Origin of the sequence: Streptomyces sp. NPDC006335 (genome assembly GCF_040612795.1) — a bacterium.
In the GTDB taxonomy this organism is placed as follows: Bacteria; Actinomycetota; Actinomycetes; order Streptomycetales; family Streptomycetaceae; genus Streptomyces.
In genome coordinates this window covers 311,483-336,534 of record NZ_JBEXQX010000007.1, presented here as the reverse complement: position 1 = coordinate 336,534, position 25,052 = coordinate 311,483, and the positions used below count along the sequence as shown (strand labels likewise).

23 protein-coding genes, 1 tRNA gene and 1 riboswitch are annotated in these 25,052 nt (G+C 70.2%); of the genes, 8 read left to right on the top strand and 16 right to left on the bottom strand.

Annotated elements, in window-relative coordinates; translation table 11 throughout:
- Positions 1–261: 261 nt before the first annotated feature.
- The gene (locus ABZ098_RS22160) at positions 262–1,650 is read right to left on the bottom strand and encodes a cystathionine beta-synthase (protein ID WP_356593622.1); all 1,389 of its coding nucleotides are present in this window, start codon (positions 1,648–1,650) and stop codon (positions 262–264) included.
- A gap of 162 nt (positions 1,651–1,812) precedes the next feature.
- On the opposite strand from ABZ098_RS22160, the gene ABZ098_RS22155 reads away from it, so the two are divergent.
- From ABZ098_RS22155 to ABZ098_RS22145, 3 genes are all read left to right on the top strand, one after another.
- Positions 1,813–2,844, top strand: a complete 1,032-nt coding sequence (locus ABZ098_RS22155; protein ID WP_356593620.1) for an SGNH/GDSL hydrolase family protein — start codon at positions 1,813–1,815, stop codon at positions 2,842–2,844.
- Positions 2,845–3,018: 174 nt separating this feature from the next.
- Positions 3,019–4,239 carry an acetyl-CoA C-acetyltransferase gene (locus ABZ098_RS22150; protein WP_356593618.1) on the top strand — a complete coding sequence of 407 codons (1,221 nt, stop codon included), beginning with the start codon at positions 3,019–3,021 and terminating at the stop codon, positions 4,237–4,239.
- A 286-nt stretch (positions 4,240–4,525) separates the two neighbouring features.
- A complete protein-coding gene (locus ABZ098_RS22145) occupies positions 4,526–5,308 on the top strand; it encodes a hypothetical protein (protein ID WP_356593791.1) in 783 nt (260 codons plus the stop codon).
- 15 nt (positions 5,309–5,323) lie between these two features.
- Here ABZ098_RS22145 and ABZ098_RS22140 read toward each other — a convergent pair whose 3' ends face one another.
- On the bottom strand, positions 5,324–5,635 hold the full coding sequence (locus ABZ098_RS22140) for a hypothetical protein (protein WP_356593616.1): 312 nt from the start codon (positions 5,633–5,635) through the stop codon (positions 5,324–5,326).
- Positions 5,636–5,739: 104 nt separating this feature from the next.
- Here ABZ098_RS22140 and ABZ098_RS22135 point away from each other — a divergent pair, with 104 nt between their 5' ends.
- On the top strand, positions 5,740–5,970 hold the full coding sequence (locus ABZ098_RS22135) for a DUF4287 domain-containing protein (protein ID WP_007382546.1): 231 nt from the start codon (positions 5,740–5,742) through the stop codon (positions 5,968–5,970).
- A gap of 71 nt (positions 5,971–6,041) precedes the next feature.
- Here the strand turns inward: ABZ098_RS22135 and ABZ098_RS22130 are convergent, their stop codons facing one another.
- From ABZ098_RS22130 to ABZ098_RS22105, 6 genes are all read right to left on the bottom strand, one after another.
- Positions 6,042–6,932, bottom strand: coding sequence for a Bax inhibitor-1/YccA family protein (locus tag ABZ098_RS22130; protein ID WP_356593614.1), 891 nt, complete (start codon positions 6,930–6,932; stop codon positions 6,042–6,044).
- A 147-nt stretch (positions 6,933–7,079) separates the two neighbouring features.
- The gene (locus tag ABZ098_RS22125) at positions 7,080–8,255 is read right to left on the bottom strand and encodes a 4-hydroxybenzoate 3-monooxygenase (RefSeq protein WP_356593612.1); all 1,176 of its coding nucleotides are present in this window, start codon (positions 8,253–8,255) and stop codon (positions 7,080–7,082) included.
- Positions 8,256–8,427: 172 nt separating this feature from the next.
- Positions 8,428–9,102 (bottom strand): hypothetical protein, encoded by a 675-nt coding sequence (locus tag ABZ098_RS22120; RefSeq protein ID WP_356593610.1) that lies wholly within the window; start codon positions 9,100–9,102, stop codon positions 8,428–8,430.
- A gap of 437 nt (positions 9,103–9,539) precedes the next feature.
- On the bottom strand, positions 9,540–11,468 hold the full coding sequence (locus ABZ098_RS22115; protein WP_356593608.1) for a hypothetical protein: 1,929 nt from the start codon (positions 11,466–11,468) through the stop codon (positions 9,540–9,542).
- A 107-nt stretch (positions 11,469–11,575) separates the two neighbouring features.
- Positions 11,576–11,794, bottom strand: coding sequence for a hypothetical protein (locus ABZ098_RS22110; RefSeq protein WP_053848216.1), 219 nt, complete (start codon positions 11,792–11,794; stop codon positions 11,576–11,578).
- A 52-nt stretch (positions 11,795–11,846) separates the two neighbouring features.
- A complete protein-coding gene (locus ABZ098_RS22105) occupies positions 11,847–12,062 on the bottom strand; it encodes a hypothetical protein (protein ID WP_234358534.1) in 216 nt (71 codons plus the stop codon).
- 232 nt (positions 12,063–12,294) lie between these two features.
- On the opposite strand from ABZ098_RS22105, the gene ABZ098_RS22100 reads away from it, so the two are divergent.
- A complete protein-coding gene (locus ABZ098_RS22100) occupies positions 12,295–12,672 on the top strand; it encodes a transcriptional regulator (protein ID WP_356593605.1) in 378 nt (125 codons plus the stop codon).
- Between the two features lie 406 nt (positions 12,673–13,078).
- Positions 13,079–13,339: a hypothetical protein gene (locus ABZ098_RS22095; protein ID WP_328782245.1), complete on the top strand. Its 261-nt coding sequence runs from the start codon at positions 13,079–13,081 to the stop codon at positions 13,337–13,339.
- Between the two features lie 48 nt (positions 13,340–13,387).
- On the opposite strand, the gene ABZ098_RS22090 is transcribed toward ABZ098_RS22095, so the two are convergent.
- Positions 13,388–13,471: transfer RNA gene (locus tag ABZ098_RS22090), tRNA-Leu, on the bottom strand.
- 392 nt (positions 13,472–13,863) lie between these two features.
- Between ABZ098_RS22090 and ABZ098_RS22085 the strand changes: the two genes are divergently transcribed.
- Together ABZ098_RS22085 and ABZ098_RS22080 are read left to right on the top strand one after the other, a co-directional pair.
- Positions 13,864–14,634: an ABC transporter ATP-binding protein gene (locus ABZ098_RS22085; protein WP_356593604.1), complete on the top strand. Its 771-nt coding sequence runs from the start codon at positions 13,864–13,866 to the stop codon at positions 14,632–14,634.
- Positions 14,634–17,162, top strand: coding sequence for an FtsX-like permease family protein (locus ABZ098_RS22080; RefSeq protein WP_356593602.1), 2,529 nt, complete (start codon positions 14,634–14,636; stop codon positions 17,160–17,162). The genes ABZ098_RS22085 and ABZ098_RS22080 overlap by 1 nt, the downstream gene beginning before the upstream one ends.
- Before the next feature lie 58 nt (positions 17,163–17,220).
- Here ABZ098_RS22080 and ABZ098_RS22075 read toward each other — a convergent pair whose 3' ends face one another.
- The 7 genes from ABZ098_RS22075 to ABZ098_RS22045 form a co-directional block, all read right to left on the bottom strand.
- Positions 17,221–18,519: a class I SAM-dependent methyltransferase gene (locus tag ABZ098_RS22075; RefSeq protein ID WP_356593600.1), complete on the bottom strand. Its 1,299-nt coding sequence runs from the start codon at positions 18,517–18,519 to the stop codon at positions 17,221–17,223.
- Between the two features lie 144 nt (positions 18,520–18,663).
- Positions 18,664–20,040: an NAD(P)/FAD-dependent oxidoreductase gene (locus ABZ098_RS22070; RefSeq protein ID WP_356593598.1), complete on the bottom strand. Its 1,377-nt coding sequence runs from the start codon at positions 20,038–20,040 to the stop codon at positions 18,664–18,666.
- A gap of 432 nt (positions 20,041–20,472) precedes the next feature.
- A complete protein-coding gene (locus ABZ098_RS22065) occupies positions 20,473–21,414 on the bottom strand; it encodes a Ppx/GppA phosphatase family protein (protein ID WP_356593596.1) in 942 nt (313 codons plus the stop codon).
- Positions 21,411–21,947 (bottom strand): DUF501 domain-containing protein, encoded by a 537-nt coding sequence (locus tag ABZ098_RS22060; protein ID WP_356593594.1) that lies wholly within the window; start codon positions 21,945–21,947, stop codon positions 21,411–21,413. The genes ABZ098_RS22065 and ABZ098_RS22060 overlap by 4 nt, the downstream gene beginning before the upstream one ends.
- A gap of 70 nt (positions 21,948–22,017) precedes the next feature.
- On the bottom strand, positions 22,018–22,494 hold the full coding sequence (locus ABZ098_RS22055) for a septum formation initiator family protein (protein ID WP_356593592.1): 477 nt from the start codon (positions 22,492–22,494) through the stop codon (positions 22,018–22,020).
- 113 nt (positions 22,495–22,607) lie between these two features.
- Positions 22,608–23,894, bottom strand: coding sequence for a phosphopyruvate hydratase (gene eno / locus ABZ098_RS22050; protein WP_007382562.1), 1,287 nt, complete (start codon positions 23,892–23,894; stop codon positions 22,608–22,610).
- A gap of 297 nt (positions 23,895–24,191) precedes the next feature.
- Positions 24,192–24,881, bottom strand: coding sequence for a transglycosylase family protein (locus ABZ098_RS22045; RefSeq protein WP_356593590.1), 690 nt, complete (start codon positions 24,879–24,881; stop codon positions 24,192–24,194).
- Positions 24,882–24,884: 3 nt separating this feature from the next.
- Positions 24,885–25,052: riboswitch (cyclic di-AMP (ydaO/yuaA leader) on the bottom strand.

Sequence of the window (25,052 nt, the reverse complement as noted above, 5' to 3'; positions counted from 1 at the left end):
AGGGACGTCGACCCGGCCGGGCCAGGTCTGACGTCCGGCGTCCTTGGAGGTCCGGGAGCCGCTCCGGAGGTCCTTGGACGTTCGGTGCCGGCCGGGGCGGGGAGCCGCTCCCGCCCTGCCGACATCCACCAATGTGCCGGACGCGTGTTAAGCGTGTGCTGCGTGGACGTGACGCGCTCGTACCAGTTCCGCGAAGTCCACCCTTTCGGTAGGAAACCGCAAGTTCGCCTCCGGCACCCGGCGTTCACCGGATGTTTGCCGCTACTTCCCGCCCTTGGCGAGGAAGGCCAGCAGGTCCTGGCGGCTGATGACTCCGGTGGGCTTGCCCTCCACGAGGACGATGGCCGCGTCCGCCGAGCCGAGGACCGACATCAGGTCGCCGACCGGTTCGCCCGAGCCGACCTGGGGCAGCGGGGCGGACATGTGCTTCTCCAGCGGGTCCTCCAGCGAGGCCCGCTGCGTGAACAGGGCGTCCAGCAGCTCGCGTTCGACGACCGAGCCGACGACCTCCGCGGCCATCACGTCCGGGTGACCGGCGCCCGGCTTGACGATCGGCATCTGCGAGACGCCGTACTCCCGCAACACCTCGATGGCCTCGCCGACCGTCTCGTCCGGGTGCATGTGGACGAGGGAGGGGATGGCGCCGTGCACCTTGTCGCTCAGGACGTCGGCGACGCGGGCGCTGGGGCCCTCGTCCTCCAGGAAGCCGTAGTCCGCCATCCACTCGTCGTTGAAGATCTTCGAGAGGTACCCGCGACCGCTGTCCGGGAGCAGGACCACGACGACGCCGTTCTCGTCCAGGCGCTCGGCGACCCGCAGGGCCGCGACGACGGCCATGCCGCAGGAGCCGCCCACCAGCAGGCCCTCCTCCTTGGCGAGGCGGCGGGTCATCTGGAAGGAGTCCTTGTCGGAGACGGCGACGATCTCGTCGGCGACGGTCCGGTCGTAGGCGGTCGGCCAGAAGTCCTCACCGACGCCCTCGACGAGGTACGGCCGCCCGGACCCGCCGGAGTACACGGACCCCTCGGGATCGGCGCCGACGACCTGGACCCGGCCGTCACTGGCGTCCTTGAGGTAGCGGCCGGTGCCGGAGATGGTGCCGCCGGTGCCCACGCCCGCCACGAAGTGGGTGATCTTCCCCTCCGTCTGCTCCCACAGCTCGGGGCCGGTGGAGTGATAGTGCGAGAGCGGGTTGTTGGGGTTGGAGTACTGGTCGGGCTTCCACGCGCCGGGCGTCTCACGGACCAGCCGGTCGGAGACGTTGTAGTACGAGTCCGGGTGCTCCGGGTCGACGGCGGTCGGGCAGACGACGACCTCGGCGCCGTACGCCCGCAGCACGTTGATCTTGTCGGTGCTCACCTTGTCGGGGCACACGAAGATGCACTTGTACCCCTTCTGCTGCGCCACGATGGCGAGCCCGACCCCGGTGTTTCCGCTGGTCGGCTCGACGATGGTGCCCCCGGGCTTCAGCGCCCCGCTCTCCTCCGCCGCCTCGATCATGCGCAGGGCGATGCGGTCCTTCACGGAGCCGCCGGGGTTGAAGTACTCGACCTTGGCCAGGACGGTCGCCTTGATGCCCTTGGTCACGCTGTTGAGCCTCACGAGCGGGGTGTTGCCGACGAGGCTGATCATCGAGTCGTGGAATTGCACCGTTGTCTCCGGATGCTTGCAAAAGAAGTGGTCCTAGTGGTCCAGCCAGCCTATGGCCTGATCGGGCGCCATGACGGCCGTTCACTCCCCGTTGGGATTGGGCCACGGTCCGTGCGGGGCAAGGAGTGGGTGTAGCGGGTACGACGGAGGTGGCGTTGACGTATGACGAGCATGTCGAGGGCGAGGACGGCCAGGCGGATCGCGGCCGGCGCGGCATACGGCGGCGGCGGGATCGGTCTGGTCGGCGCGGCGGCCATGGGTCTGCTGCTGGCGGAGGTCCGGCTGGCCAGACGGCAGGTGGGCAACGGCACGTCGCCGCACGTCCCGCAGGCCGAGGGACTGTACGGCCATGTCTACGCCGCCGCGGGCGATCCGCCGCTGCGGCTGACCATGCTGGGCGACTCCACGGCCGCGGGCCAGGGGGTGCACCGGGCGGGCCAGACACCGGGCGCGCTGCTGGCGTCGGGGCTCGCGGCGGTGGCGGAACGCCCGGTGCAACTCCGTAACGTCGCCCTCCCCGGGGCCACCTCGGACGACCTGGACCGTCAGGTGGCGCTGACCCTGGCGGACCCCGAGCGGGTCCCGGACATCTGCGTGATCATGATCGGCGCGAACGACGTCACCCACCGGATGCCGGCCACGCGGTCGGTGCGCCACCTCTCCTCGGCGGTACGGCGGCTGCGCACGGCCGGTGCCGAGGTCGTGGTCGGCACCTGTCCCGACCTGGGCACGATCGAGCCGGTCCAGCAGCCGCTGCGGTGGCTGGCCCGCCGGGCCTCGCGGCAGCTCGCGGCGGCGCAGACGATCGGCGCGGTGGAACAGGGCGGCCGCACGGTGTCGCTGGGCGACCTGCTGGGCCCGGAGTTCGAGGCGAACCCGCGCGAGCTGTTCGGCCCGGACAACTACCACCCCTCGGCGGAGGGCTACGCGACGGCGGCGATGGCGGTGCTGCCGACGGTCTGCGCGGCCCTGAGTCTGTGGCCGGCCGACGAGGACCGCCCGGACGTCTCCCGCCGCGAGGGCTTCCTGCCGGTGGCCCGGGCCGCGGCGGAGGCCGCCTCGGAGGCGGGCACGGAGGTCGCGGCGGCGATGCCGACGGGGCCGAGGGGCCCGTGGGCACTGCTCAAGCGCCGGCGCAGGCAGCGGGTCCGGCCGACGGAGCCGTCACCCACCAGCACGACGAGCGTCCAGTGACCGGTACCGGCTCGGGTGACCGGTACCGGCTCGGCCGCTCGGCCGCTTGGTCGAGGCCAAAGCAAGCGCTTAGACATAGGTCACACCGTCGCCCTCGTGACCTGGGCCATACGTACGGGTAACTTCGCAAGCAGCCACGCCCGGAAGAACACCCCGCATGCCAATGGAGCCGTGATGCCCGAAGCCGTGATCGTCTCGACCGCCCGCTCCCCCATCGGCCGCGCCGTCAAGGGCTCCCTCAAGGACCTGCGCCCCGACGACCTCACCGCCACGATCATCCAGGCCGCCCTCGCCAAGGTCCCCGAGCTGGACCCGCGCGACATCGACGACCTGATGCTCGGCTGCGGTCTGCCCGGCGGCGAGCAGGGCTACAACCTGGGCCGCATCGTGGCCGTGCAGATGGGCATGGACCACCTGCCGGGCTGCACGATCACCCGTTACTGTTCCTCCTCGCTGCAGACGAGCCGCATGGCCCTGCACGCCATCAAGGCCGGCGAGGGCGATGTCTTCATCTCGGCCGGCGTCGAGATGGTCTCCCGTTACGCCAAGGGCAGCTCGGACGGCCTCCCGGACACCACCAACCCGATCTTCGACGAGGCCCAGGCCCGCACCGCCGCCACGGCCGCCTCCGAGGGCTCGACCTGGCACGACCCGCGCGAGGACGGCCTGCTCCCCGACCCGTACATCGCGATGGGCCAGACCGCCGAGAACCTGGCCCGCGCCAAGGGCGTCACCCGCCAGGACATGGACGAGTTCGGCGTCCGCTCGCAGAACCTCGCCGAGGAAGCCATCAAGAACGGCTTCTGGGAGCGCGAGATCACCCCGGTCACCCTCCCCGACGGCACGGTCGTCTCCAAGGACGACGGCCCCCGCGCCGGCGTCACGCTCGACGGCGTCCAGGGCCTGAAGCCGGTCTTCCGCCCCGACGGCATGGTCACGGCCGGCAACTGCTGCCCGCTCAACGACGGTGCCGCCGCGGTCGTCATCATGAGCGACACCAAGGCCCGCGAGCTCGGTCTCACTCCGCTCGCCCGCATCGTGTCGACCGGCGTCTCGGGCCTGTCCCCCGAGATCATGGGCCTCGGCCCGGTGGACGCGAGCAACCAGGCCCTGCGCCGCGCCGGCCTCACGATCGACGACATCGACCTGGTCGAGATCAACGAGGCGTTCGCCGCCCAGGTGATCCCCTCCTACCGCGACCTGAACATCCCGCTGGAGAAGCTGAACGTCAACGGCGGCGCCATCGCCGTCGGCCACCCCTTCGGCATGACCGGCGCCCGCATCACCGGCACGCTCATCAACTCCCTCCAGTTCCACGACAAGCAGTTCGGTCTGGAGACCATGTGCGTGGGCGGCGGCCAGGGCATGGCGATGGTCATCGAGCGCCTGAGCTGACCCTCCAACTCTCCGTGTCCGCACGGGGACTCAGCGTCACTCTTTGGCCCAGAACCGGTGAAACTCCAAGGTTCTGGGCCGATTTGTGATCCAATCTCCCCCAGGATGTGACCTATCTCCCTTCGTGCAGGGATCTGCGCAGCTCAGAGCCATCTCGACCCAAACCCCGGACCCAAAGTCCTGTCCGATTCGTGACGTTACGCACTGACAGCTGGATAGTCCGCCCTTCAAGCTGATGTAGGAAGTCGGGGGTCGACTTTGAACCGGGAGTACGTCAGTGAGCGCCATGCCGATCGCCTTGCTGGTCACCACGGCCGCCACGGGCGCCGTGGGCGTCGCCGTCCTGCGCACCCTCATGGTGCTGCGCCGACAGGTCGCCGCCCTGCACGCCGAACTCGCCAGGAACAACACCGCAGCCGTACGGGGCCTCGTGCCGGCCGCGCGTCCCGCCGCCGACGTCGACGAGATACGCGCCGCCGTGGCGGAGGCCCTCGCCGAGGAACGCGAGCGCGAGCTCGCCGAGGCGCGGGCCTTCTGGGCCGCCCAGGAGGCCCGTGACGCCTCCGACGCGCCCTCGCTGCTCGGTCTGCCCGACAGCGAGCTGTTCCTGCCCCGGCAGGCCGATTTCGTGGGCCTGGAGCCGCTGGAGCCGGTGTCGGAGCCCTCGGCCGACGCGGACGAGTTCGCCGGCGACAGCCCCGAACTGGCCGCGGCCCGCCGCCGCCACCCCTCCCACCCGGACTTCGTGCCGGTCGGCTCACCGGCCGTGGGCGACCATGAGCGCACGGTGGCCACCCTGGAGCAACTGGCCGCGTCCGGCACCGAACTGGCCGACGTCCGCCCGGGCCCCCTCGGCACCCTCGACGTCTACGTCTTCGCCGACGGCACGACCCTGTGCATGACCCCGGGGCACCGCGAGACGGCCGAACGCCTCGCGGCGGCCCTGCGCGCGGGCGAGACCCCGGTCCTGCTGGGCGGCTCGGGCGTCTCGGGCGCGTACACGCTGACGTTCGCCTGCGGCGAGGAGAACGTCTACATCCTGGCCGACCGGGTCATAGCGTCCCTGTAGGCGAACCGGCCGGAGTCAGACTCCGGCCCGCTGCTGGGCCTGTGCGACCAGTTCCAGCGCTTCGTCCACCTGGCCCTCGTCCGTCAGGACGAGGGCCAAGTCGTGTACGGCCACGGTGATCTGGTCGGCGGCGGCGAACATCCCCGCGTCCGGCATCTCGCGCGGCGCGGTCCCGGGCTCCTCCAGCACCTGCGTCCGGCGGGCGAACTCGCGGGCCAGTCCCAGCGCCTCGGCGGCCGCGCCCCGCTGCAACCGGCTCTGCGGCGCGGCCCTCAGACGGTCGGCGAAGTGGTCCACAGCCCGGGTCAGACGCGAAGTATCAGCCACCCGGCAACCGTACGCGTCCCACCGGGACTGTTGCCAACGGGCGAACGCTCAGGCACGGTGACCTGAAGGACCGGCTTACATCCCCTTTGCGTCCGGAGGCGCCGATGTCCCACGTCCTCTCCGAGGAGACCCACCGCAACCTGCTCGCCCGCATCCCCCACTGCACCGGTCGTGAAGTCTCCGACTGGCTCCGCACCGTCGACGAAGGCCCGGCCCTCTTCCGCTTCGAGGAAAAGGTGAGCTGGCTCCGCCACGAACACAACCTCGCGTACGGCCACGCCAAGGCGATCATCCACGAGTACGACCTGAGGAGGGCCGCGCGCAGGTACTTCTGAGCCGCGCACATGCCGAAGGGCCCCCGGTCGGAACCGGGGGCCCTTCGTCTCGCCGTACGACCGTCGTGCGACTAGTCGTTGCTGTTGAGGATCGCGATGAGCCGCAGGAACTCCATGTAGATCCACACCAGCGTCAGCGTGAGACCGAACGCGGCCAGCCAGGCCTCCTCCTTCGGCGCACCGTAGGCGATGCCGTCCTCGACCTGCTTGAAGTCGAGGGCGAGGAAGCACGCGCCCAGCAGGACGCCGATGATGCCGAACAGGATGCCGAGGCCGCCGCTGCGGAAGCCGAGGCCGTCACCGCCACCGAAGGCGGCGAACAGCAGGTTGACGACCATCAGCAGCATGAAGCCGAGCGCGGCCGCCATGACGAAGCCGTAGAACCGCCGGTTGACGCGGATCCAGCCGGCCTTGTACGCCACCAGCACCGCGGCGAAGACCGCCAGTGTGCCGATCACGGCCTGCATGGCCGCGCCGCTTGCGATGCGGTTGTCGACGACGCTGGAGACCACGCCGAGGAAGACGCCCTCGAACGCGGCGTACGACACGATCAGCGCGGGCGAGGCCGTGCGCTTGAAGGACTGCACGAGCGCCAGGACCATGCCGATGACCGCGGCGCCGATGCCGATGCCGTACGAGCGGCCGATGTTGGCGTCGTCGACGGGCAGCAGCGCCCAGGCGAGCGCGGCCGTGACGATCAGGATGCCGAGCGTGGTGCCGGTGCGCATGACGACGTCGTCCATCGTCATCCGGCCGGTGGTCACCGGGGCCTGCGGCGGCGCGCCCTGCAGGTCCTGCTGGGCATACGGGTTGGTCGCGTACGGGTTGCCCTGCGGCTGCGCGTAGGGGTTGCCCTGCGTGCCTACGGCTGCGCCCCCGGCCTGCGGCGCGGTGTTGAAGCCCGCGTAGCCGTTGTCGCGGCTGAACCCCCGTCGCGAGAAGACCGGGTTGCTGCTCCTCATTTCACTCCTCCATGGCCACCGTGTGTGGACCTTGCCTCAAGAGTAATGGGTAGGCAAAGGAATGACCCTAGTGCTTGAGGAGGATCTTCCCTCGATGTCCTGCGCAACACGCTACGCGCACGCGTGATTCCCGGCACCGGAGGGACCTCACCCGAAGGGGAAGCCGGTGTACCCCTCCGCGAGGTCGGTCTCGGCGGCCCGCGACCCGGCGATCCGCTCCAGCCGGGCGAGCTGCATCCGGTCCTCGAAGGCAGTGGCGTCGGGCGACCGGTGCAGCAGGCTCGTCATGTCGTACGAGAACCGTTCGGCCTGCCACACCCGCCGCAGGCAGGTCTCGGAGTAGGCGTCGAGGCGCTCGGCCGAACCGGTCTCCATCTGGTGCGTCAGCGCCCTCGCGAAGGTCACGACGTCCCCCACGGCGAGATTCAGGCCCTTGGCGCCGGTGGGCGGCACGATGTGGGCCGCGTCGCCGGCCAGGAAGAGACGGCCGTACCGCATGGGCTCGTGGACGTAGGAACGCATGGGCGTGACCGACTTCTGCGTGATCGGTCCCCTGTCGAGCTTCCAGTCGTCGTCCGTCTCGAAGCGGCGCTCCAGCTCGTCCCAGATCTCCTCGTCGCCCCAGCTCCCGGCGTCGGTGCCCTCCGGGACCTGGAGGTAGAGGCGGGAGACGGACGGGGAGCGCATGGACAGCAGGGCGAAGCCGCGGTCGTGGCGGGCGTAGACGAGTTCGTCGTGGGAGGGCGGGACGTCGGCGAGGATGCCCAGCCAGGCGAAGGGGTACGTCCGCTCGAAGACCCGGGTCAGCTCGGCGGGGACCGCCTTCCTCGCCACCCCCCAGAAGCCGTCGCAGCCGACGACGTACGCGCACTCCAGGACGTCCTCGCGGCCCTCGTGCCGGAAGCGGACGCGCGGGGTGTCGGTGTCGGCGCCCTCGACGGCCAGGGCCTCCGCCTCGAACAGCAGCGGGCCGCCGTCCTCCAGCTGGAGGGCGATGAGGTCCTTGCAGACCTCGGTCTGGGCGTAGACCGTCACGGACCGGCCGCCGGTCAGGGCGGGGAAGTCGACGCGGTGGCGCTTCCTGTCGTAGCGCAGCTCGATGCCGTCGTGCGGGAGCCCCTCGCGGTCCATGCGCTCTCCGGCACCGGCCGCGCGCAGCACGTCGACGGTGCCCTGCTCCAGGATCCCGGCGCGCTGGCGGTGCTCGACGTACGCGCGGTCGCGGCTCTCCAGGACGACCGAGTCGATGCCGGCGTTGTGGAGGAGCCGGGCGAGGAGGAGGCCGGCGGGGCCGGCTCCGATGATGCCGACGGTGGTACGCATCGGGCGTTCCCTTCGGAGACCTTCGCTGCGGTGCACGCAATAGCGTGTGTTCGCATAGTGAAGTTTTTTTCACTGGAGTGAGGTGAGTCTGCGCCGAGGGTCTGCCGATGTCAACGGTCCGCGCGCCCCTCCGGCCCGCGGACGGCTGCCGCGGGCCGGAGGGCCGGCCGGGTCAGCGGCCGGGCCAGCCGTCCAGGTGGCGGCGCATGGTGACGTCCTGCTGCGCGTCGCCCTTCGGTGCGTCGGCCACGGCGTCCTGGAGGACGGCGTTGACCTCGGCGGCGAGGGCGTCGGCCCGGGTGCGCAGGTCGGTCGCGGGGACCGTGGAGCGGGTCAGGGCGTCCAGCCTGCGGTGGATGTCGGCGAGTTGGCGGCGGTGGGCGGAGTCGAGGGTGAGCGGGGTGGGCGTGGAGACCACGAACTGATAGGCGCCGGCCAGGGTCTGGCAGCCGGTGCAGCTCTTGTTGGTGGCGTCGCTGAGGTTCACGGCGTTCAGGCGGGTGTGCTCGCCCGCGACGGTGACGATCTGGAACGACAGCGCGACCGAACGGCACGCGTCGTCGGCGGTGCAGCCCGACGAGACGGCGTTGGCCTGGTTGCGCACGGAGGCGGCGTTCACCTTCCCGAACTGCCGGATGGTGAACGAGTCCTTCTGCTCGGTGTGGTCGAGACGGTCGGCGTGGCTGAAGACGTGGTCCGACGCGACGGCGACCTTGGCGGCCCCGCCGGTGGCTGCCTGCGCCGGCACGGCGGTCGCCACACCGGCGACACCGGCGGCGAACAGCCCCACTCGGACGGCACGCCGGGTGAGCGGGCTGGGGGTACGGGGTTTTCGGTGGCTGCTCAAGGGATCTCCCTGGGTGGATGGATGAATACGGATGTGGGGGGCGGGTGTTGGGGAAAGCGGGGCTCGCGAGCGTCTCGGCGAAGGGCGAGCTCCCGTGCCGGCCTTGCCCGCCCGAGGACGGACGTCCTGCCGCCCCGGATCACGGCCCCGGCCGCCGCCCGCCCCCGGGCGGGCAGTCGCACCCGGGAGAAGGTTCACCGCCCCGCCCCGGCACCGACTACGAACCACCGGTGGCGACACGAACGGCCGCCCGCGATCACGAACCACCGCCCGGAGGCCCGGCGGCGAACCGGCGGCTCCGGCGGAGACCGCCCGGCCGCCCGGCCGCCCTGAGGCAGCCCCCAGCCCCGCTCCCCAACCGGGGTGGACCGATCCCCCGCCCCGCATCGGTTGTCGAGGCCCGGCCCGGCCGGGCCCCCGGAACACCGGCCCTCCCGTCAGGACGCCCCCGGCGAACCGCTGGCCGGCGGCGGGGGCGGGGTGTCCGTGGGTGAGGGGGGGATGCTTTCCGACGGGGTCGGGGACGAGACGGGGGCGGTCGGGCCCGTACCCGGGGAGGACGGTTCCGGGGCCGTCGACATGCCCGGCGTCGGGGACGCCGGCCCGCGGGAGGTGCCACCGCTCACCGGGCCAGGTGCCGCCGCGGACGACGCCGGCGACGCGGACGCCGAGGTGCCGGTGGACGACCCGGGGGTGGGCGCGACCGAGCCCGCGGAGCGGCCCGCCGCCGAGGGTGGCACCGCGCCCGGGCCCGTGCCCGCCGGGTCGTCCGCGGTGCCCTTGTCCGATGTCGAGGCGTCGCCGTCCGGGGTCGTGGCCTGCCGGGGCCGCGGTTCCTCCGTCGACACCCCGGGCTGGAGGATCGGCGCGATCGGGGGTTTCTTCGGCAGCGGCTGGGGCGTCAGGCCGGACGTCCAGGCGTAGCCGAGTCCCGCCAGTCCGGCGAGGACCACCGCGCACAACGCCACCCGCAACCGCGGACGGCCCGCCGTGCCCCGCTTCGCGGCCCGCCAGATCCGCCCCCCGATCTTCACGGTGAGGTAGACGACACCGCCCATCGGGATGAGCAGCATCAGACAGCCCAGCACCCCGACGAGCCCCTCGACGACCTTGCCGTTCGCGAAGGCCGACCCGGTGCCGGAGAACTGCTCGACCATGGACCGGGTCATCGTGGCGACGATCCGGGGCAGGTTCCACAGGGCGTAGCCCATCTCACCGATGATCAGCGGCACCATGGTGAGCACCCACGCGGCCACGATGGTCCGCGCCGACTTCTTCAGCCCGGCGACCTCTTCGCGCGCGGCCCGCCCCTTCTTCCCCGGCACCAGGCCGAGCAGGATCGGTTTGATCTTGCCGTACAGGTCCGGGACGCCGGCGAGGTCACCGAGGATGTAGTAGCCGTCGAGGCGTACCGCCGGCATGAGCTGTTCGAGGATCTCGAAGTGCCCGAGATACACCGCGGCCAGGAAGAACGGCTCCCCCGTGGCGAAGTACAGCCCGGCCATGCCGAGCATGAAGACCACGTTGAAGTAGACGCCGCCCAGGTCGGTCCTGATCCGCCCGCCGCGTCCGATCCGGTACACGTCGGTGACGTCGGTGTACATCGACGGCCAGATCAGGAAGATCCCGCAGCCGATGCACCCGGGCCGGGCGCCGCCGTACTTGCACGCGGAGGCGTGGCCGAACTCGTGGAAGACCAGCGAGGCCACGGTCAGGGCGAAGACGATCAGGATCAGCAGCGGCTGGTCGAGCACCTCCAGGACCGGCTCGATGGCCCCGAAGAAACCGAACAGCCACACGTCCATGGCGACGGCCGCGAGCAGCACGGACGCGACCACGGCCGGCCGGTGCAGCCAGGCGAACAGCCCCGCGACCCGTGCCGTGCGCCGTTCGTCGAAGATGACCCGGTGGCCCTTGAGGGCGAGCAGCAGGTCGGAGCGCGGGGCGTCGACCTCGTCGCTCTCCTGGCCGTCGGGGACCGTGACCCCGAGCGGTTCGAGCTTCTTCTCCACCAGGAAGCGGATGTTCTCGCCGCTGACCTCGCGGCCGAACCGCGCGCTCACCCGGTGGGCGATGGACTCGGTGTCGCGTACGCCGTCGACGGACGACGCCACCAGGTACAGCAGCCGCGAGAGCTGTACGACCTGCCCGTCCCCCCGACGGGCGATGTACTTGGGCTCGGTGAAGCCCGACCCCTGGTACTCGCCGTGCAGTCGCAGTCCCGCGCTCAGCCGCGGCACGAGCCGCGGTTCGACGACCGGCAGGCTGCCCGTCGCCACCTGCTCGTACGTCACCGGCCAGCCGCCCGGCCCGGGCACCGGCCCCGGGTCGTACAGCGTCGGGGGCCCGTCTCCGAGCACTGTCATATGTGGTCTCCCCCCACGTCCTCCCCGTTTCCCCCCTGGCATGGCCGTCGGGGTGGGCCGCACCGCTGGTACGGGCGGCCCACCCCGACGGCCGGGTCACACCGGCGTCACTGCTTGACGGTGATCGACTGCGAGGCCTGCGACTCGGCGACCGAGTAGGAGGAGTGGTCGTTCAGCGCCGCGGACTGGTTGTCCGCCTGGATGTTGGCGATGTGCTTGGTGACGTTGGTCGTCTTGTTGAAGCTGAACTTCAGACGGCCCAGGGCCTCCCGGCCCGGCAGCAGCTCGGCGGACTCGGTCTCCAGCTCGTGCATGTCCATGCTCATGACGGACGTCCTTTCAGGTGGTGTGGATCGGGTTCGAGGTGGTGCGCGGGTGTTACTGGGTGACCGTGATGCTCTGGCCGGCCTGGGAGGCGGCGGCCGAGGCGAAGGAGTGGTCGTTGACGGCCATGGACGAGTTGTGGGCCTCGACGTTGGCGATGTGCTTGGTGACGTTGGTCGTCTTGTTGAAGCTGAACTTCAGACGGCCGAGGGCCTCCCGGCCGGGCAGCAGTTCCGCGGACTCGGCCTCGAGCTCGTGAGCGTCCATCATGATCAATTCCCCCTCAGGGATGGGCGTTTCCGGTCGGACCGAGTCAGGTTCCCCCCGGACTCTGTCCAACTTGGTCGGACGAACTGTCCAACGAGATTGGACACTAGGGCCTCGCGGGGCCACTGCGCAACCCGTTCGGGGAATCACCCTTTCGGCGGCGGGCGGGGCCGCCCGTAGAATCGGCCCCGACATGGACGGTTCCGCCGAGCGGCGAGCAGGAAGTGACCCACCCGTGGCCAACGCACTCCAGCAGTTGATCCGTGAGCGCCTGGACCGCAAGGGCTGGTCCTACGGCGACGTGGCGCGCCGCGGTGGTGTCCCGCGCTCCACCGTCCACCACCTGGCGACCACCGACCGCGTCGTCCGGATGCCCCAGTCGACCACCCTGGAGGGGCTGTCCAAGGGCCTGGAACTCCCGTTGGACACCGTCCGCCGCGCCGCCGCGGAGGCCTGCGGCATCCACGTGTACGGCAGCCCGTCGAGCCAGGACGCCGAGGCCGACCCCGAGGTCGACCTCCTGATCGCCAGCGTCCAGAAACTCTCGGCCGACGACCGCCGCCATGTCGCTGCGCTGGTGGAATCCCTGCTGGACCGCACTCCGAAGCGGTAACCGTCGGGAGCCGTGACGATGTCGTCGGACGGCTGCGGGTGCCTGGGGGCTGGTCGCACAGTTCCCCGCACCCCTGGGCAGGTGCGATCACCCGCACCACGACGGACCGCCCCGACAGACCCGCGCAGGCCGCGGCAGGCGCTTCAGGGGCGCGGGGAACTGCGCGCCCAGCCCCCACCGACCCGCAGACACCCATGAGCCCCAGCCCGCCCAGGCACCCCACCCCTGGCCAAGGAAGTGACCGTCCGGAAGCCAGGTGTCGGCGGTCCTCGATCGGGGATGTTCACTCTTCCGTGGAGTCGGAAAAAAGAATTCGACTGTGCCCGAAAGCGCCGCACCGCCCCGCTAGTCTCTCGTCCTGCCCGAGGAGCGAGAGCCGCACGACCCCGGGCTCCCAGGGGGGAATGTGTTGTTCGTGCATGGCGGGCCGGCCACGGCCGTGGTCCGCGGGCCCGCCGGAGAATCGGTCGTTCTGCTCTCCGGCGAGCTGCCCGAGGTACTGACCGATCAGTCAGTGACCGAACTCGTGGAACTGGCCGCCGCCGTCCTGGACGCGGACGAGCTGCCGCTGTTCCACACGTGCCTGAGAACACTGCGCCGGGACGGCCTGCGCGCCGGCCGCCGGATCGAGATCGACGGTGCCGTACTGACCGTCTATGAGGGATGACGACAGGACGTCGGCCCACGCGTGAGAACTCATCGCGTGGGCGGGAAGTGCCCGGAGCCGGACTTGAACCGGCACGCCCGCGAAGGGGCAGCGAGGTTTAAGCTCGCCGTGTCTGCATTCCACCATCCGGGCAGGCCATGGGCTCCGCGTCGAGGTTCCGACCCTATCGGGATACATCCCCCGAACAGCGGACGGGCGGACCGATGTTGTCTTATTTTATTGACGTCTGAGGGTGCATCAGACCATGGAACAGGCCATCCGCACTTGCCAATAGCCTTACGCGGGGCACTCGGCCGCGCATGCGGAATGACGGAATTTCACCGCCCGAACGAGGACGCTCCACCTGTTCTCCGCGCGCGCCCCCGAATCAGGGGCCGCCGTCATCCCCAGGTATGACTCAGGGCCGCCCGGTCCCTCCGAAGTCTGCCTTCGGAACCAGAACTGCGGCTGACTACACGACGGCGTCCGACCGCCACGATGGAAGACGTCCTTCAACGACATCGTCCCGCTAGGAGTTCCATCCCGTGACCACCACACCCGTCGCCGGCCGGGCCACCACCGTGGCCGCACGCGCCACGGATCTGTCGAAGATCTACGGACAGGGCGAGACCCAGGTGGTCGCCCTGGACCGGGTCACCGTCGAGTTCCGGCAGGCCGAGTTCACCGCGATCATGGGCCCCTCCGGTTCCGGCAAGTCCACGCTGATGCACTGCGTGGCCGGCCTCGACACCTTCTCCTCCGGATCGGTCCGCATCGGTGACACCGAGCTGGGCTCCCTGAAGGACAAGCAGCTCACCAAGTTGCGGCGGGACAAGATCGGCTTCATCTTCCAGGCGTTCAACCTGCTGCCGACCCTGACGGCCCTGGAGAACATCACACTCCCGATGGACATCGCGGGTCGCAAGCCGGACAAGCAGTGGCTCGACTCGGTCATCCAGATGGTCGGCCTACGGGACCGGCTCAGCCACCGCCCCGCGCAGCTCTCCGGCGGTCAGCAGCAGCGCGTCGCCGTCGCCCGGGCCCTCGCGTCCAAGCCCGACATCATCTTCGGTGACGAGCCCACCGGAAACCTCGACTCACGCTCCGGCGCCGAGGTGCTGGGCTTCCTGCGCAACTCCGTACGGGAGCTCGGGCAGACGGTCGTCATGGTGACCCACGACCCGGTGGCCGCCGCCTACGCGGACCGGGTGGTCTTCCTCGCGGACGGCCGGATCGTCGACGAGATGTACAAGCCCACCGCCGACAACGTCCTCGACTTCATGAAGCAGTTCGACGCGAAGGGCCGCACCTCCTGATGTTCCGCACCGCCCTGCGCAACGTACTCGCGCACAAGGCCAGACTGGCCATGACCGTGCTCGCCGTGATGCTCGGCGTGGCGTTCGTGTCCGGCACCCTGGTCTTCACGAACACCATCTCCGAGGCCTACCAGAAGAGTTCGGCCAAGGGCTTCGACCAGGTCGACGTCGCCGTCACCGCGAAATGGGACGAGGACAAGGGCAACACGATCGGCAAGCGCCACGAGCTGACCCAGGCCCTGCTCGACCAGAGCGCCGAGGTCCCCGGGGCGTCGCACGCCATCGGTGTCGTCAGCGGCTTCACCGCCATCGCCGACAAGGACGGCAAGCTCGTCGGCGGCGGCTTCCAGTCGCAGGGCGGCAACTACTACGGGGCCAAGGACCCCCGCTACCCGCTGGCCGAGGGCACCGCCCCGCACGGCGCGAACCAGGTCGCCATCGACGCGGAGACCGCGAAGCGGGCCGGCTACAAGGTCGGCGACACCGTACGCATCTCGGTCGACGGCCCGGTCCTCAAGCCCGTCGTCACCGGGATCTTCACCACCGACGACGGCAATGTCGCCGCCGGCGGCAGCCTCGCGCTGTTCGACACGGCCACCGCCCAGAAGCTGTTCGGCAAGCCGGGGACGTACGACGAGATCGACGTGAAGGCGGCTCCCGGCACCTCCCAGACCGCGCTGCGGGCCGCGCTGGACAAGGCGCTCCCCTCGGACCTGGTGGAGACCGAGACCGGCAAGGACCTCGCCGCCGAGCAGGCCGAGATGATCTCGTCCTCGATGAGCGGTCTCAAGCAGGGCCTGCTGGTGTTCGCCGGCATCGCGCTGTTCGTCGGCACCTTCATCATCGCCAACACCTTCACCATGCTGGTCGCCCAGCGCACCAAGGAGCTGGCCCTGCTGCGGGCGGTCGGCGCGTCCCGCAGGCAGGTCACCCGGTCGGTGCTGATCGAGGCGTTCGCGGTGGGCCTGGTCGCCGCCGTGACGGGTCTCGTGGCCGGCATCGGCATCGGCGCCGGCCTCAGGTCCCTCATGGGCACGTTCGACGCGACCGTCCCCGACGGCCCGCTGATCGTCACGCCCGGCACGGTCGCCACGGCCCTCGCGGTCGGCGTCCTGATCACCATGCTGGCGGCCTGGCTCCCGGGCCGCCGGGCGGCGAAGATCCCGCCGGTCGCGGCGATGAGCAGCGTGCACGCCAAGGCGACGACCAAGTCGCTGGTGCTGCGCAACACGCTGGGCGCGCTGTTCAGCGGGGCGGGTGTGGCCGTCGTCCTGGCGGCCACGACGATGGAGGGCTCGGACGGCCAGGCCCCCATGGGCATGGGCGCGGTCCTGCTGATCATCGGTGTCTTCATCCTCACCCCGCTGCTGTCGCGCCCGCTGATCGCGGCGGCGGCCCCGGTCCTGCGCGTCTTCGGCATCTCCGGGAAGCTGGCCCGCCAGAACTCGGTGCGCAACCCGCGCCGTACGGCCGCAACCGCCTCCGCGCTGATGATCGGCCTCACCCTCATCACCGGCATGACGGTGATGGCGGGCAGCCTCCAGAAGTCGATCGACAAGATGGCGTCGGCGGCCGTCAAGGCGGACTACGTCGTCTCCATGGCGAACGGCAACGAGCTCTCGCCCGACGTGGAGAAGAAGCTGGCGAAGACCGACGGCGTCACCGCCGTCAGCCCGCTGCGCAACGCGGTCTCCCGCATCGACGGCCACACCGAGTACCTGACCGGCGTCAACGGCTCCGCCATCGGCGAGCTGACCGACCTCACGCTGGACGACGGCACCTTCAAGGTCGGCGGCACCCAGGTGGTCGTGGACGAGGACCGGGCCAAGTCCTTCGGCTGGAAGGCGGGTTCGACCTTCACCGTCCACTACGAGGACGGCAAGGCGCAGAAGCTCACGGTCGCCGGGGTCTACGAGGGCAACGAGCTGATCAGCGGCATCATGCTGGACACCGCGACGCTCTCCCCGCACCTGACCGACCTGTCCGACATGCAGGTCATGCTGAAGACGTCCGGCGGGGCCTCGGACGCCACCAAGGACAGGCTGGAGAAGGCCCTCGGCACCAACCCGGCCATCAAGGTCCAGGACAAGAAGGACCTCTCCGAGTCCATCGCGCAGATGTTCACCCTGATGCTGAACATGCTCTACGGCCTGCTGGCCATGGCGGTGATCGTCGCGGTCCTCGGGGTCATCAACACCCTGGCCATGTCGGTCTTCGAACGCTCCCAGGAGATCGGCATGCTCCGCGCGATCGGCCTGGACCGCAAGGGCATCAAGCGGATGGTCCGTCTGGAGTCCCTGGTCATCTCCCTGTTCGGCGGGGTCCTCGGCATCGGCCTGGGCGTCTTCTTCGGCTGGGCGGCCGGTGAGCTGCTCGGCACGAAGATGGCGACGTACGAACTCGTCCTGCCCTGGGCGCGGATGGCGGTGTTCCTGCTCCTGGCGGCGACGGTCGGCATCCTCGCCGCGCTGTGGCCGGCCCGCCGGGCGGCCCGCATGAACATGCTGGCGGCGATCAAGGCCGAGTAGGGAAGAGAGCCGGTAAGGCAATTGGGGCCCGTTGCGAGCAACGGGCCCCTTTCAACGGTCAGTTCCAGGTGCGGGCGCGCAACGGCAGTCCGGACGTGCCGGATTCGGGGGTCCTGACGGCGAGGACCTGGTTGACGCCGATGCGGTTGCGTTCGAAGGCGAGGGCGCAGGCGGCCATGTACAGCAGCCACACGCGGGCCCGCCCGGGACCCGCGATCCGGACCGCGCGCTGCCACTGGGCCTCCAGGTTGGTGACCCAGCGGCGCAGGGTGTGGGCGTAGTGCTCGCGGATCGACTCGACGTCCCGCACCTCGAACCCGGCCCGCTCCAGCATGGTCACGGTGGTGCCGAGCGGGGCGAGTTCGCCGTCGGGGAAGACATAGGCGTCGATGAACTCGTCGAGGTGGTACGCCGATTCGTCGCTCCACGGGCGGCGGGCGATCTGGTGGTTCAGCAGCCGCCCGCCGGGCTTCAGCAGCCTCAGCAGGTCCTCGGCGTACTCCAGGTACCGTTCCGCGCCGACGTGTTCGGCCATCCCGATGGAGGAGACGGCGTCGTACGGTCCGTCGGTGACGTCCCGGTAGTCCTGCACCCGGATCTCGACGCGGTCGGTGAGCCCCTCGTCGGCGACGCGCTTGCGGGCGTAGGCCGCCTGCTCCTGGGAGAGGGTGATGCCGACGACGCTCACGCCGTACTCGCGGGCGGCGTGGATGGCCATCGAACCCCAGCCGCAGCCGACGTCGAGGAGTCGCTGCCCGGCTGTCAGGCCGAGCTTGCGGCAGACGAGGTCCAGCTTGTCGCGCTGGGCGTGCTCCAGGGTGCCCTCGGGTTCGGGGGCCTGCCAGTAGGCGCACGAGTACACCATCGACGGGCCGAGGACGATCTCGTAGAAGCCGTTGCCGACGTCGTAGTGGTGGCTGACGGCCCGTCTGTCGCTGCGTCTGGTGTGCAGGTGGCCGCGGGCCCGGCGGGTCTCCTCCGGCGGCGGGGCGGGGGGCAGCGGTGGCCCGGCGAGGGCGACGAGTCCGCGTACGGCGGAGCGCACCTCGGGTTCGCGCAGGGCCTGGAGGAGGGTCCTGGCGTCCTCCCCGCGCTCCCAGACGAGCCCGGAGATCAGGTTGAGGGCGGTGTAGAGGTCGCCGTCGACGTCCACGTCACCGGCGACCCAGGCGCGGGCCAGCCCCAGCTCGCCCGGCTTGAACAGGAGCCTGCGCACGGCCCGCCGGTTGCGCACGACCAGCGCGGGCGCCTCGGGCGGCCCGGCCTCCGAGCCGTCCCAGGCGCGGATCCGCACCGGTAGCGGCACTCCCAGCAACTGTTCGAAGAGGTTCCTGAGCCGCAGTGCGGCATCTGCCATGGCGCACACCTCCGTGACGAGGATCCCGGAATTGTCCACCTCGGTAAACAACGCCACGGTCATGGTCAATCCCGAAAGCACCGAAAGACCCCCTGCACCACGGATGGCAGGGGGCCTTTCGGTTCGTTCGGCGACCGGTACCGGTCAGGAGGCCTTCGCCTCGGTCTTCTTCGGCTCGGCGGCCGGCACGGGGCGCGCGGCCTCGTAGAACTCCTCGCGCGGGTTCTCCATGGCGCCGAGGGAGACGACCTCGCGCTTGAGGAACATGCCGAGGGTCCAGTCCGCGAAGACACGGATCTTGCGGTTCCAGGTCGGCATGGCCAGACCGTGGTAGCCGCGGTGCATGTACCAGGCGAGACGGCCCTTGAGCTTGATCTTCATCTTGCCCATGACGATCATCGCCACGCCCTTGTGCAGGCCGAGACCCGCGACGGCACCCTTGTTGGAGTGGCTGTACTCCTTCTGCGGGAAGCCCCGCATGCCGGAGATCACGTTGTCGCCGAGGACCTTGGCCTGGCGCAGCGCGTGCTGGGCGTTCGGCGGGCACCAGGCGTTCTCGACGCCGGCCTTGCGGGCGGCGACGTCCGGGACCTGGGCGTTGTCGCCGGCGGCCCAGATGTAGTCGGTGCCCTGGACCTGGAGGGTCGGGGCGGTGTCGACGTGGCCGCGCGGGCCCAGCGGGAGGCCGTAGCGGGCGAGGACCGGGTTGGGCTTGACGCCGGCGGTCCACACGATGGTGCTGGAGTCGACCTCCAGGCCGTTCTTGAGGACCACGTGGCCGTCGACGCAGGAGTCCATCGAGGTGGAGAGGTAGATCTCCACGCCCCGGCTCTCCAGGTGCTCCTTGCCGTACTGGCCGAGCTTGGGGCCGACCTCGGGGAGGATCTTGTCGGCGGCGTCGACGAGGATGAACCGCATGTCCTCGCGCGAGACGTTGGTGTAGTACTTGGCCGCGTCGCGGGCCATGTCCTCGACCTCGCCGACGGTCTCCGCACCCGCGAAGCCACCGCCGATGAAGACGAAGGTGAGCGCCTTGCGGCGGATCTCCTCGTCGGTCGTGGAGTCGGCCTTGTCGAGCTGCTCAAGCACGTGGTTGCGCAGGCCGATGGCCTCCTCGATGCCCTTCATGCCGATGCCCTGCTCGGCGAGGCCGGGGATCGGGAAGGTGCGGGAGACCGCGCCGAGCGCGATCACCAGGTAGTCGAAAGGCAGCTCGTACGCCTCGCCCACGAGCGGGGCGATCGTGGCGACCTTGCGGTCCTGGTCGATGGTGGTGACCCGGCCGGTGAGAACCTCCGCCTTCGGCAGCACGCGTCGCAGCGGGACGACGACGTGGCGCGGGGAGATGTTGCCGGCGGCGGTTTCGGGGAGGAAGGGCTGGTAGGTCATGTACGACCGGGGGTCGACGACCGTGACGGTCGCCTCGCCGTAGCGCATCTTCTTGAGAATGCGCCGAGCTGCGTACAGGCCTACGTACCCACCGCCTACTACGAGGATCCTGGGACGCTCCGTGGTGCTCATGCCATCGAGTATCCACCCGCCTCAGGGGGGTCGCTCGTGCGCCCCTTCACAAGCTCTTGCAGAGGGTGTGTTATCCTCCGCCGCTCACGTGACCCAGGTCATGGCGCGGGACGGGAACCACCGTATGGGGCGACCCGTTGTCAATGCCGCGTGAGCTGCCTCTCCGTGCCGGAAGAGGCCCCGTGAGGGGGTCTCGCAGACCCCTTGCGCACCTCTCACCCGAGGTCCGCAACCCACCGTTTTGAACGTGTTCACAGGGGTGTTGGGCCCCCGGAAGGGTCAACCGGACCACATTCGTCGTCCGACAGGGCCCAATTCCTTGTGAAGAACTTCACGAACTTTCCGGTCGGCACGCAGAAGAGGGGCCCCTAAGGGCCCCTCTGACGCGCTCATACGTTGTTCTCCCTGCTCAGCAGAGGTGCCCGCCGAGGGCTACGCGACCGACCACGCGATGCCGTCGAGGATGTCGTGCTCGCTCACGACGACCTCCTCGGCGCCGATCCGCTCCATGATCGTGAGGAGTACGAGAGCCCCGGCGCCGATGACGTCCACGCGCCCCGGGTGCATGGAGGGCACCGCCGCGCGCTCGGCGTGGGTGGAACGCAGCAACCACTCGGTGATCTCCCGGACGCGATCGCGGGAGACCCGGGAGTGGTGGATGGCCTCGGAGTCGTACTCCGGCAACTCCTGCGCGATCGCCGACACGGTGGTCACGGACCCCGCGAGCCCCACCAGCGTGCGCGCCTCGCGCAGCGGCACGGTCTCCTCGGCGAGGTCGAGAGCGGCCTCGATGTCGGCCCGCATGGCGGTGATCTGCGCCTCGGTGGGCGGGTCGCTGACCGCGCCGTCCCGCACCAGGTGCCGCTCGGTCATCCGCACACAGCCGATGTCCACGGACCGTGCGGCGCGCACATGGTCGTCGCCTACGACGAACTCCGTCGACCCGCCGCCGATGTCCACCACGAGGTAGGGCCTGTCCAGGTGGTCGCTGCCCTTGAGCTCCCTGGTCGCCCCCGTGAAGGAGAACTCGGCCTCCTGGTCCCCGGAGATCACCTCGGGCTCGACCCCGAGGATGTCGAGGACCCCGCGCACGAACTCGTCCCGGTTCTCCGCGTCCCGGGAGGCGGAGGTGGCGACGAACCGCAGCCGCTCGGCCCCGTGCTCCTTGACCACCGCCGCGTACTCACGGCACGCGGCGAAGGTCCGCTCCAGCGCCTCGGGAGCGAGCCGCCCGGTCCGGTCGACCCCCTGGCCCAGCCGCACGATCGTCATACGACGGTCCAGATCGACCAGTTCACCGGTCTCCGGGTCGCAGTCCGCGACGAGGAGCCGGATGGAGTTCGTACCGCAGTCGATGGCGGCGACCCGGGTCACTTGGCGTCCTCCCGCTGCTCGGTGAGGGTCACGCACGCGCCCTTGCGCCACCACTCCGGCAGCATCGCGATCGCCTCGTCGCCCAGCGGGTTGACGCCCGGGCCCGCGGCCAGCGAGTGCCCCACCAGGACGTGCAGGCACTTCACCCGGTCCGGCATGCCACCCGCGCTCGGGAAGCCCTCCAGGACCTCGATGGCGTCACGGCGGGCGAGGTAGTCCTCGTGCGCGGCCCGGTACGCCTTCGCGAGCTCCGGGTCGGTCTGGAGCCGCTCCGTCATCTCCTTCATGACGCCGTTCGCCTCCAGCGTGCCGATCGCCGAGGCGGCGCGCGGGCACGTCAGGTAGTACGTCGTCGGGAAGGGCGTGCCGTCGGGGAGGCGAGGGGCCGTCTCCACCACGTCCGGCTGTCCGCAGGGGCAGCGGTGCGCGATCGCGCGCAGTCCGCGCGGCGGCCGCCCGAGCTGCTGCTTGAAGGCCTCGACGTCGGCGTCGGTGGGCTCGGTGCGCGGGGTGGAGGGCGGGGGCGTTTCCATGCCTGTCTTTCTATCGGTCTTCAGGTCTTGAGGTCTTCAGGTCTTCAGGTCTTCAGGTCTTGCGGTCGTCTCACTGGTCGGAGGCGTCGGACTTGTCGACCCCGTCCCAGACGTTCGCGTACCAGGGGCGGTCGGCCGCGCTCAGGTCGCTGCGGGACTGCTTCGCCGCGTCCGGGTCGACGACGATGAACCCCGTCTCCCCCGGCATCACATAGTGCAGCCGCTGCCGGATCTGCTGCTCCGCGTACGCGTCGTCCTGCCAGCGCGCCTTGAGGTCGCGCAGCTTCTCGACCCGCTCGGCGGCCCGCGCCTTCTCCCGCTGGAGATCGGCGATCTCGGCGCGCTGGGAGACGTACTGCCTTATCGGGTACGCCAGCGCCACCACCAGCGTGCACAGCACGAGGGCGAGCAGCGCGGCCCGGCCGGTCAGCCGGGAGCGGCGGGCCTGCCGTCTGGTCTGGGACCGGTAGACACGGGCCGCGGTCTGCTCGCCGAGCAGCCTGATCCTGGTCGTGGTGGAGAAACGGTCCCGGTCCTTCACGGCCATCGGCTCTCCGCCTCCCCTTCTACGTGCGTACGTCCCCGCACACGGTACGGGACCGGTACGGGGACGTACGTACGACTGGCTAAGGCTTGACCCCGGAAGGGCCAGCCGGTGTGTCAGCCCTTGAAGCGCGGGAAGGCGCTGCGGCCGGCGTACACCGCGGCGTCGTCGAGGATCTCCTCGATGCGCAGCAGCTGGTTGTACTTGGCGACGCGCTCGGAACGGGCCGGGGCGCCGGTCTTGATCTGGCCGCAGTTGGTGGCGACGGCCAGGTCGGCGATGGTGACGTCCTCGGTCTCGCCCGAGCGGTGGGACATCATGCACTTGAAGCCGCTGCGCTGGGCGAGCTCGACGGCGTCGAGGGTCTCGGTGAGCGAGCCGATCTGGTTCACCTTGACGAGCAGCGCGTTGGCGGCGCCGTCCTCGATGCCGCGGGCCAGGCGCTCCGGGTTGGTGACGAACAGGTCGTCGCCGACGATCTGGACCTTGTCGCCGAGCTTGTCGGTGAGGACCTTCCAGCCGGCCCAGTCGTCCTCGAACAGCGGGTCCTCGATGGAGACGAGCGGGTAGGCCGCCACGAGCTCCTCGTAGTACTCCGTCATCTCGGCGGCCGAGCGGTCCTTGCCCTCGAACTGGTACTTGCCGTCCTTGTAGAACTCGGAGGCGGCGACGTCGAGCGCCAGGGCGACCTGCTCGCCGGGGATGTAACCGGCTTCCTTGATCGCCTCGAGGATGAGGTCCAGGGCGGCGCGGTTGGACTCGAGGTTCGGCGCGAAGCCGCCCTCGTCGCCGAGGCCGGTGGACAGGCCCTTGCTCTTCAGGACCTTCTTGAGGGTGTGGTAGACCTCGGTGCCCCAGCGCAGCGCCTCGGAGAAGGACTCCGCGCCGATCGGGGCGATCATGAACTCCTGGATGTCCACGTTGGAGTCGGCGTGCGAGCCGCCGTTCAGGATGTTCATCATCGGCACCGGCAGCAGGTGCGCGTTCGGGCCGCCCAGGTAGCGGAAGAGCGGGAGGTCGCTGGCCTCGGAGGCGGCGTGGGCGACGGCCAGGGAGACGCCGAGGATGGCGTTGGCGCCGAGCGAGCCCTTGTTGTCGGTGGCGTCCAGGTCGAACATCGCCTGGTCGATCAGGCGCTGCTCGGTGGCGTCGTAGCCGACGAGCTCCGGGCCGATCTGCTCGATGACGGCGAGGACCGCCTTCTCGACACCCTTGCCCTGGTAGCGGTTCGGGTCACCGTCGCGCAGCTCGATGGCCTCGAAGGCGCCCGTGGAGGCGCCGGAGGGGACGGCGGCACGACCGGTGCTGCCGTCGTCGAGGCCGACCTCGACCTCGACCGTGGGGTTGCCTCGGGAGTCCAGGATTTCCCGGGCTACGACGACGTCGATGGACGGCACGAGCATCTCCTTCTTGGGATGTGACACGGTCCGCCGGGACCGCGGTGGGTTCTGCGAGTCCGAGCCTAACCGGCTCCGGGGGATCGGCCACCGTGTGGACCGCCCCCTGGACAGAACCGAGAGTAAATTGTTTCTGAACTGAACAAAGACCGGTCGGCGCCGGGGCATGAAAAAACCCCGCCCCGGTGCGTACGGGGGAACACGCACCGGAGCGGGGAGCCCGTGGGGGACGGGGGGTGACCCTCACGAGGCCTTCATCCTGGAGGACACGGCTGTGAGGGCCCTGTGGTTCAGCCAGGTCTCTTACTTCAGGTGCAGCTGCTGACCCGGGAAGATGAAGTCGGCGTCGTCGATGATGTCCTTGTTCAGCTCGAACAGCTTCTGCCAGCCGCCCTTGACCTTGTGCTTCTCGGCGATCGAGCTGAGGGTGTCACCCTTGACGACCTTGTACTCGCCATCGCCCTTCTTGACCTTCTTGCCGGTCGGGGTGGTGACGGTCTTCTTGGCCGCCGGGCGGTCGTTCGAGCGGGAGGCGCTCTGCTCGTCGGTCGAGCGCGTGCTGGTGCCCGAGTTCGAGGAGCTGGAGTTCGAGCTGGAGGAGGACGAGCCGCCGCTGTAGCCGGCGCTGGACAGCCCCTTGCCGCAGACCGGCCAGGCACCCTTGCCCTGGGAGGCGAGGACCTTCTCGGCCACGGCGATCTGCTGGGACTTGCTGGCCTGGTTGGCCTGCGCGGCGTACTGCGTGCCGCCGTACGCGGCCCAGGTGGAGGCGGAGAACTGCAGGCCGCCGTAGTAGCCGTTGCCGGTGTTGATGGACCAGTTGCCGCCGGACTCGCACTGGGCCACGGCGTCCCACTCGGAGGCGGTGGCGGCGGAGGCGCTGCCGGCCGCCATCAGCGGGGCGGCGATGGCGACACCGGTGACGCCGGCGAGCGCGGCGGCGCGGGTGGCCTTGGACGGACGACGGTGCTTGCCCTTGCCGGAAAACAGCATGGTGGATCCCCTCACCGACGCCTGCGAGGTGAGCTGTCGGGTTCGGGCCGGTTGAGTTGCCCGGTCGCACACCTCGCGGTGCGCGACTTAACCCCAAGCCGGTCCAGCGTGAACTGCTGGGCCCGGCACTTACCTTGGGTCCCCCGCTCCTGCCTACGGCGCTTGACGCGA

What these genes read in the sequence shown, in the direction of transcription:
- ABZ098_RS22155 (WP_356593620.1), top strand. Translation starts at nt 1,813, where the DNA reads ATGACGAGCATGTCGAGGGCGAGGACGGCCAGGCGGATCGCGGCCGGC.
- ABZ098_RS22150 (WP_356593618.1), top strand. Translation starts at nt 3,019, where the DNA reads ATGCCCGAAGCCGTGATCGTCTCGACCGCCCGCTCCCCCATCGGCCGC.
- ABZ098_RS22145 (WP_356593791.1), top strand. Translation starts at nt 4,526, where the DNA reads ATGCCGATCGCCTTGCTGGTCACCACGGCCGCCACGGGCGCCGTGGGC.
- ABZ098_RS22135 (WP_007382546.1), top strand. Translation starts at nt 5,740, where the DNA reads ATGTCCCACGTCCTCTCCGAGGAGACCCACCGCAACCTGCTCGCCCGC.
- ABZ098_RS22130 (WP_356593614.1), bottom strand. Translation starts at nt 6,932, where the DNA reads ATGAGGAGCAGCAACCCGGTCTTCTCGCGACGGGGGTTCAGCCGCGAC.
- ABZ098_RS22125 (WP_356593612.1), bottom strand. Translation starts at nt 8,255, where the DNA reads ATGCGTACCACCGTCGGCATCATCGGAGCCGGCCCCGCCGGCCTCCTC.
- ABZ098_RS22115 (WP_356593608.1), bottom strand. Translation starts at nt 11,468, where the DNA reads ATGACAGTGCTCGGAGACGGGCCCCCGACGCTGTACGACCCGGGGCCG.
- ABZ098_RS22110 (WP_053848216.1), bottom strand. Translation starts at nt 11,794, where the DNA reads ATGAGCATGGACATGCACGAGCTGGAGACCGAGTCCGCCGAGCTGCTG.
- ABZ098_RS22105 (WP_234358534.1), bottom strand. Translation starts at nt 12,062, where the DNA reads ATGATGGACGCTCACGAGCTCGAGGCCGAGTCCGCGGAACTGCTGCCC.
- ABZ098_RS22080 (WP_356593602.1), top strand. Translation starts at nt 14,634, where the DNA reads ATGTTCCGCACCGCCCTGCGCAACGTACTCGCGCACAAGGCCAGACTG.
- ABZ098_RS22075 (WP_356593600.1), bottom strand. Translation starts at nt 18,519, where the DNA reads ATGGCAGATGCCGCACTGCGGCTCAGGAACCTCTTCGAACAGTTGCTG.
- ABZ098_RS22070 (WP_356593598.1), bottom strand. Translation starts at nt 20,040, where the DNA reads ATGAGCACCACGGAGCGTCCCAGGATCCTCGTAGTAGGCGGTGGGTAC.
- ABZ098_RS22060 (WP_356593594.1), bottom strand. Translation starts at nt 21,947, where the DNA reads ATGGAAACGCCCCCGCCCTCCACCCCGCGCACCGAGCCCACCGACGCC.
- ABZ098_RS22055 (WP_356593592.1), bottom strand. Translation starts at nt 22,494, where the DNA reads ATGGCCGTGAAGGACCGGGACCGTTTCTCCACCACGACCAGGATCAGG.
- eno (WP_007382562.1), bottom strand. Translation starts at nt 23,894, where the DNA reads ATGCTCGTGCCGTCCATCGACGTCGTCGTAGCCCGGGAAATCCTGGAC.
- ABZ098_RS22045 (WP_356593590.1), bottom strand. Translation starts at nt 24,881, where the DNA reads ATGCTGTTTTCCGGCAAGGGCAAGCACCGTCGTCCGTCCAAGGCCACC.